Genomic DNA, 951 nt, shown 5'->3' with positions numbered 1-951 from the left:
ATAGGCTGTTTACGTTTTTTTAAAAACATCTGGTTTAATATCCCCTATCTAAATCCATAACTTTACCAATGGGTTTATTTGCATCAAAATGGACTGTACAGAAGCGTTTTTAATTTCAATGTGTTTTTATCACAAAATCTTTAAATCGCTCTGTACGGTGCCTTTCTGTCGATTTAAACGCATGTCTAAACCAATATGAATACCAAACTTCACTAATTTGCTGTTTTTTTCAATGCTTTTGAATACGATTTCATTATCTAGCAAATAAACTAATAGCCTCTCTACTCCTGATGCATTCTGATCCATACGTGTCTTTAAGCGTAAATCGCTGTTAGGGGTATGCTAAATCTTTCTGACAGTCTGTTTGAAAAGATGTTTGACGGTGGTTTATAACATGCGCTTTCATATAGTTTTTTCACTTCTGATTTTACGTGTTTCTTAGTTACCAATCCATATTTTGGATGCGTAATCCAATTATCCCAAGCGCTTTGCCAATCGCGTTCATTTGCATTTCGACATGGATTGGTTTTTGAAAAGCGTACAAATTTTTCAAATTCTGATAAGGCTTCATCATGCGTTAATCCTTGTTCAATTGCGTATTGAAAATCAGGTTTGAAATCTTCTAGTATTCTTTTAACTTCTTGTTTTTCCCTTATTTCCTTGGTTTCTTCAAAAAAGTTTGCTTTCTCTGGAAAATAAGCAGGCATTATCTTATCAACGATTTCTGAAAGTTGTTTACCAACCTTTTTACCTTTTCGTGAAGGCAATTTCTCAATCATCGCTTCGTCAATTTGCCATCGGTTGTTAACTTCGTTTGAAAGATTAATATTTTGCTCGTGAATGATTGGTTGTTTGGTTTCTATCGTTTTGATTTGTTCTGATTGAACATCATCACACTCGATTGCCTTTTCAACAAAATCGTTTGTTTCTAAATTTTCAAAATCAATTTCT

At 33.3% G+C, this 951-nt stretch carries 1 pseudogene; it reads right to left on the bottom strand.

Features of this window, described 5'->3' with window-relative positions:
- Positions 1-314: 314 nt before the first annotated feature.
- A pseudogene (locus ACFIMQ_RS09460) lies at positions 315-951 on the bottom strand (hypothetical protein); the annotation flags it as partial.

It is taken from the genome of Bartonella sp. AD13SXNS, assembly GCF_042196465.1.
GTDB lineage: Bacteria > Pseudomonadota > Alphaproteobacteria > Rhizobiales > Rhizobiaceae > Bartonella.
Note: the sequence above shows the minus strand (reverse complement) of the source record. Positions and strands in the feature narration are given on the sequence as shown.